Below are 5,584 nucleotides of genomic sequence, written 5' to 3' on the forward strand. Positions count from 1 at the left end.
CCTCTTGCTGCGGGGCCGTGATCAAGGCTCATGTGCTGCTCGGAATCCTCACGTATGTCTATACGCTCCGGTTCCTGCGCGGCTCTTTACCTTGCTGACGATCTCTAGTTACAGACAGTTAACAGTTTCAAGCTCAGGTACAACCATCCCATCCCCTCTGTCCTTTTGCCTGAGAGTTTCCGGCGCCGGATTGCGATGCAATCATGGTGCCTTGCTCCTTCGGCGCCCGATTCAACGGGTCTCTCCAGAGTATCGTCCAGTAGCAGTCCACACCGGTTGCCCGGTACCTGAAAGATTCACTTCTTCGGTGGATGGTCGCCCATCGCTCTCCTGCTACCTTCATCCGAACTAGTTTGGATTAGGAAGCGGGCATGGTAATCCAAAAAGTGTGAGCTGTCTCCCACTCGCGCCCCCTCGCCGCCGATTTTTTTCGATCCCGGCCAGGCGGAGGCTAAATGTTATTTGTTCGTTAACTATCAATATCTTAGACCACGTAGCCTGTACAGCCTGCCGCTCGCTAGTCGAAACATGGGCCATATCAAGATGATCTTTCGTCTCGACCAGAAAAACTTGCCGACATATCCAATCAAAAGGGTTGCACACAAACGCAATAAGCCGATAATCCAGCGCATAACTAAGCACTTTGCAAGGAGGTTATGCAGTGTGCCTGGTTGGTCCCCCCGGACCGCTCGCCTGAGCCGGCCGTCGCCGGTTCAATCGCATATGGCTTGGGCATATCACGCCCCCTAAGGATGACCAAAAGAGAATGAACGAGACCCTGGTAGCACAAGATTACCGTCAGCTGGTTGAACAATTCGGCTCCCCCCTGCTGCTGCTCGACAAGGCAGCCGTCCGCAAACAGTATCGGGCCCTGGCCGCCGCCCTGCCCGATGTACGATTGCACTATGCACTCAAGCCCCTGCCCCACGAGGCAGTGGTCTCTGTCTTGAAGGAAGAGGGGGCCTGTTTCGATCTGGCCACCAATGGCGAAGTGGATCTGGTGCGCAGTCAGGGTGTCCGCCCGGGGCGCTGCATTCATACCCACCCCATCAAGCGCGACAGCGATATCCGCTATGCGCTGGAGTACGGCTGCACCGTGTTTGTCTACGACAACCCGTTGGAGCTGGAGAAGTTCCTCCCCTACAAGGACGAGGTGAAACTGCTGCTGCGGGTGAGCTTCCCCAATCCCGAGACCAAGGTCGACCTCTCCAATAAGTTCGGCTGCACTCCGGAACAGGCGCTGCCGCTGCTGCAGCTGGCCCACGCCAAGGGGATCAAGGTGATGGGGCTGTCGTTCCACGTCGGCTCCCAGGTGCCCCATGCCCGTCGCCACGTGCAGGCCATCGACGCCTGCCGCGAAATCATGGAGCAGGCCTGGGAGCTCGGCCTCAAGCCCTGGGTGCTGGATATCGGCGGCGGCTTCCCGGTGGATTATGAGGGCGGCGAGTTCGACATCGACGGCTTCTGCGCCCCGATCCGCGAGGCGCTGGCCAAGCTGCCCGCCACCGTGCAGAAGATTGCCGAACCGGGCCGCTTCATCAGCGCGCCGGCCATGACCTCGGTCTCCAGCGTGATGGGCAAGGCCCACCGCGGCGACAAGATCTGGTACTACCTGGATGACGGTCTCTACGGCAGCTACAACGGCCAGCTCTATGACCACGTCACCTACCCGGTGAGCACCCCGCTGGCCCGCGGCGAGCTGCACAACTCTGTGCTCTCCGGCCCCACCTGCGACAGCGTGGACGTGATCCGCGACGGCATCATGCTGCCGGATCTGGCCATCGGCGAGCTGGTGGTGGGCCGGGTGATGGGGGCCTACACCTGGGCATCGGCCTCCACCTTCAACTTCTTCTCCAAGGCAAACATCCTCATTCTGGACAGCAGCCAGCAGGGGCAGAAGCTGGTTGCCGTGGCCTGACAGACCTGCGCCAAAAACAGAAGGGGGAAGCCGATGCTTCCCCCTTCTTGTTATGGCCTGGCGAATCGTCAGATAAACTGGCTGGTCAGCAGCCAGCCGGTGTAGCCGACGAAGCAGGCGAGCAGCACGCCCCCCTCCAGCCGGTTGATGCGCCCCTGCCCCTTGCGGCCCAGGCACATCACCAGCAGCAACAGGGTCAACCCCATCATCAGACTCCAGTCGCGGGAGAGCACCTCAGGCGCCACGTCCAGCGGGTGGATGCCGGCCGCGATCCCGACCACCGCCAGGGTGTTGAACAGGTTGGAACCGAGCACGTTGCCAAGGGCCAGATCATGCTCGTTCTTGCGAATGGCGATAAGCGAAGAGGCCAGCTCCGGCAGCGAGGTGCCGATGGCGACGATGGTGAGACCAATCACCAGATCGCTGATGCCAAAGCCCTGGGCTATGGTCACTGCGCCCCATACCAACAGGCGGGAGGCACCGATCAGCAGCACCAACCCGACCACCAGCCAGAACAGGGCCAGCTTGAGGGACATGCCCTCGCTGTCGATGCTCTCCTCGGTCTCCGCATCCAGTGCATCCCCCTTGCCGCGCATGCCGGCCCAGATAGACCAGCCCATCAGCGCCAGGAACACCACGCCGAGGATGGCAGCGTCCGTGCGATCCAGGCGACCATCCAGCAAGAGGGCGCCGGAGAGCAGGGTGATGCCGAGCAGGATGGGGATCTCCTTGCGCACCACCTGGGAAGCCACGGCGATAGGGCTGATCAGGGCCGTCAAGCCGAGAATAAGGGCGATATTGGTGATGTTGGAGCCATAGGCATTGCCGAGCGCGAGGCCGGGATTGCCCTGGGAAGCCGCCAGCGCGGAGACCACCATTTCAGGGGCCGAGGTACCAAAACCGATGATCACCATGCCGATCAGCAGCGGCGGCATACCGGCATAACGGGCAGTGGCGGCGGCACCGTCCACGAACTTGTCGGCACTCCAGACCAGCAACGCCAGTCCGGCAATCAAGGCAACAAAAGCCAGGGTCATATTTTTCTATCTCATCCACGGCAAACACGAGAGCCAGGCAACTTGCCTGGCTCCATCCAAACGCGGCAACAGTGTAACGGGCCGCCTTGCTATTTCAAGATGAAATCAAACGGCGATTAATCTTTCACAACGCCGCCAGCAGACTCTCGGCATCCGACACCTCGAACTTGCCCGGCGCCTCCACGAAGAGCCGCTCCACAACGCCGTCATTGGCGATGAGGGCAAAGCGCTGGGCGCGCACGCCGCCAAAGGCACCGGTCTCCTTGGCCAGCCCCAGAGCCCGGGTCCAGCTGCCGTCACCGTCCGCCAGCATGGTGATGGCTGCGGCGTTCTGGGCATCCTGCCACGCCTTCATCACGAAGGCGTCGTTGACCGACAGGCAGCAGATGGCATCCACCCCTTTGGCTTTGAACTGGTCCGCCAGCACCACGTAGCCAGGAAGATGAGCGTTGGAACAGGTGGGGGTAAAGGCGCCGGGCACCGCAAACAGCACCACCCGCTTGCCGGCAAACAGGCTGTGGGTATCCCGCTGCTGTTTCCCCTCTGGGGTGATGAAGGTGAATTCGCCCGCAGGCAGGGTCTGACCCGTCGCAATCATTGTGTTCATCCTTAAGTGGAGGGAAGGAGCCCCAGTCTACCCCACGGCCGAGCTGTGACACAGGCCCCCCTTTAGCGGGATCATTTGAACTAACCTTGAGCAGGATCAGCCGACCAAGGAGGCTTCATGCAGCACTACTACGATGGACTGGAAATTCGCCCCTCCCCCCTGCGCGAGCAGCAGCAGCTGGATCAGCTCAACCACCTGCTTGCCCATGTCGGCCAGTATTGTACCGGTTACTCCAGCGCCTACCGCCAGCGCCGTCTGCAGGATCTGGGGGAGTTGGCCAGCCTGCCCCTGCTCAATGCCGGCGAGCTGTTCGCCGCCCAGCAGGCCCACCCGCCCTTTGCCGGCCTCACCGGTCGCCCCGCCAGCCAGGCGCTGCGGGTGTTTGCCTGCCCCGGCCAGCTGGCCATTCCCGAATATGCCGGGGCCGACTGGTGGGGGGCGGCGCGGGCCCTGTTCGCCGCCGGCTTCAAGGCCGGGGAGGTGCTGCTCAACGGTCACGACTATCACATCAGCCCCACCGCCTTCATCTTCGACAACGGCGCCCGCCAGCTAGGGAGCCCGGTGGTGCCCTGCGGCCCCCACGATACCCGGCGCCAGCTGGAGGCGTTGCAGCGCTTTGAGCCGACCGGCTTCGTCGGACCGCTGGCGGTGCTGCTGGACCTGCTGGAGGCGGCAGAGCGGGCCGAGGTGCCGAGCGACAGCCTGCGCTGCGCCCTGCTGTGCGAATCGTCCCACCCCGACACCCGGCCGCTGCAGGCGGTGCACGGCATCCGCGCGCTCAACTGCCTGCTGCTGCAGGATGCGGGGGTGATCGCCTACGAGAGCCAGCCCGGCCAGGGGTTCATCGTCAACGAGAACTGTCTGGTCGAAATCATCGATCTGGCCAGCGGCGAGCCGGTCATCGGCGACGCCGTCGGCCAGCTGGTGGTGACCCGGCTCGATCTGGAGTACCCGCTGCTGCGCCTCGTTACCGAGTGGCAGGGCCACTGGCTCGCCGGTGCCAGCCCCTGCGGGCGCACCAACCGGCGACTCAGGCTGGTGTGAGGTTCCATCCATCCAGACACAGAACGGGCAGCCAGTGGCTGCCCGTTCTGCATGCAACGCCGCTCAGCGCCGCGTCTGCCAGGTGGCGATGGCGAGCAGGGAGTCGGGGGTAAATTCGGCGGCCCGCGCGGCTATCTCTGTCTGGCTCATCCAGCACACCTCGCTCACCTCTTCGGCCTGCAGCCGCAGCGGCCCCTGATAGTGGCAGCTGTAAAGGCCGCCCCAGACCCGGTAACCCTCCCCTTCGGCATAGAAGGTGCCAAAGCCTTCCAGCGGCACCCCTTCGATGCCCAGCTCCTCGGCCAGTTCGCGGCGGGCGGAGGGTTCCATCTGTTCGCCCGTGGTGACCACGCCGCCGGCGCAGGCGTCCAGCATGCCGGGACAGAAATCCTTGCTGAGGGTACGCCGCTGCACCAGGATCCGGTCAGCCTCGTCGAGCACCAGGATATAGCTGGCGCGGTGGCAGAGGTTCTCTCGCCGCACCTTGGCGCGCTCGGCCACGCCGATCACCCGGTTCTCTCCATCCACCACATCCACCCACTCCACACGCAGACCCTTCTGATTCATCCAAGTGACCGCAGTATATCGGGGTAACGGCTTGTCATGGCAGCCTTTTTTCAATTGCGTCCCGGCCGGCCGCAGACGGCAAACCGGATTCATACAAACCTCCATAAATTGTCACATCCGTGTCACCTGGCGAGGCCATAGTGTGCCCTGTCCACGCAACAGGTGTTTTGTGATGAAGGTGTTCAAGAACTTGTCTCCCCGCCAGATTGCCCGCTACATCAAGAGCTTCCATCACGGCAGCTTCATGGTGGAGACCCACGGGCGGTTCGAGTTCAGCGGCGGCGAGATCAATCTGGAGAGCCTGACCTGCCGTCAGACCCTGAGTCTGGCCCGGCAGATCAATCTGGAGGTTCGCGGCCTGCGCCACACCACCCTGCTGTTGGGGTAACTTCCATAGTCCTTTCTGTTTCC

General features: G+C 62.7%; 6 protein-coding genes and 1 riboswitch. Of the genes, 3 read left to right on the forward strand and 3 right to left on the reverse strand.

Translation table 11 applies throughout. The features are described from left to right. Positions 1-147: 147 nt before the first annotated feature. Positions 148-258: riboswitch (glycine riboswitch) on the reverse strand. Positions 259-766: 508 nt separating this feature from the next. Continuing rightward, entirely contained in the window at positions 767-1,918 is a 1,152-nt protein-coding gene (locus CAK78_RS08560) for a type III PLP-dependent enzyme (RefSeq protein WP_094697008.1), read from the forward strand. A 68-nt stretch (positions 1,919-1,986) separates the two neighbouring features. Here CAK78_RS08560 and CAK78_RS08565 read toward each other — a convergent pair whose 3' ends face one another. Continuing rightward, on the reverse strand, positions 1,987-2,955 hold the full coding sequence (locus CAK78_RS08565; protein ID WP_094697009.1) for a calcium/sodium antiporter: 969 nt from the start codon (positions 2,953-2,955) through the stop codon (positions 1,987-1,989). 124 nt (positions 2,956-3,079) lie between these two features. Continuing rightward, on the reverse strand, positions 3,080-3,553 hold the full coding sequence (locus CAK78_RS08570) for a peroxiredoxin (RefSeq protein WP_094697010.1): 474 nt from the start codon (positions 3,551-3,553) through the stop codon (positions 3,080-3,082). Between the two features lie 126 nt (positions 3,554-3,679). Between CAK78_RS08570 and CAK78_RS08575 the strand changes: the two genes are divergently transcribed. Continuing rightward, entirely contained in the window at positions 3,680-4,606 is a 927-nt protein-coding gene (locus CAK78_RS08575; RefSeq protein ID WP_010634714.1) for a phenylacetate--CoA ligase family protein, read from the forward strand. Positions 4,607-4,669: 63 nt separating this feature from the next. On the opposite strand, the gene yfcD is transcribed toward CAK78_RS08575, so the two are convergent. Beyond that, entirely contained in the window at positions 4,670-5,173 is a 504-nt protein-coding gene (gene yfcD / locus CAK78_RS08580; RefSeq protein ID WP_094697011.1) for an NUDIX hydrolase YfcD, read from the reverse strand. Positions 5,174-5,345: 172 nt separating this feature from the next. Between yfcD and CAK78_RS08585 the strand changes: the two genes are divergently transcribed. Continuing rightward, positions 5,346-5,561 (forward strand): DUF1107 domain-containing protein, encoded by a 216-nt coding sequence (locus tag CAK78_RS08585; RefSeq protein WP_005298562.1) that lies wholly within the window; start codon positions 5,346-5,348, stop codon positions 5,559-5,561. Positions 5,562-5,584: the final 23 nt, after the last annotated feature.

The sequence above is a fragment of the Aeromonas sp. A35_P genome (genome assembly GCF_002259925.1).
GTDB lineage: Bacteria > Pseudomonadota > Gammaproteobacteria > Enterobacterales > Aeromonadaceae > Aeromonas > Aeromonas dhakensis.

Excerpts from the sequence above, each read along its gene's own strand:
- CAK78_RS08565 (WP_094697009.1), bottom strand. The coding sequence starts at position 2,955 with ATGACCCTGGCTTTTGTTGCCTTGATTGCCGGACTGGCGTTGCTGGTC.
- CAK78_RS08575 (WP_010634714.1), top strand. The coding sequence starts at position 3,680 with ATGCAGCACTACTACGATGGACTGGAAATTCGCCCCTCCCCCCTGCGC.
- CAK78_RS08570 (WP_094697010.1), bottom strand. The coding sequence starts at position 3,553 with ATGATTGCGACGGGTCAGACCCTGCCTGCGGGCGAATTCACCTTCATC.
- CAK78_RS08585 (WP_005298562.1), top strand. The coding sequence starts at position 5,346 with ATGAAGGTGTTCAAGAACTTGTCTCCCCGCCAGATTGCCCGCTACATC.
- yfcD (WP_094697011.1), bottom strand. The coding sequence starts at position 5,173 with ATGAATCAGAAGGGTCTGCGTGTGGAGTGGGTGGATGTGGTGGATGGA.
- CAK78_RS08560 (WP_094697008.1), top strand. The coding sequence starts at position 767 with ATGAACGAGACCCTGGTAGCACAAGATTACCGTCAGCTGGTTGAACAA.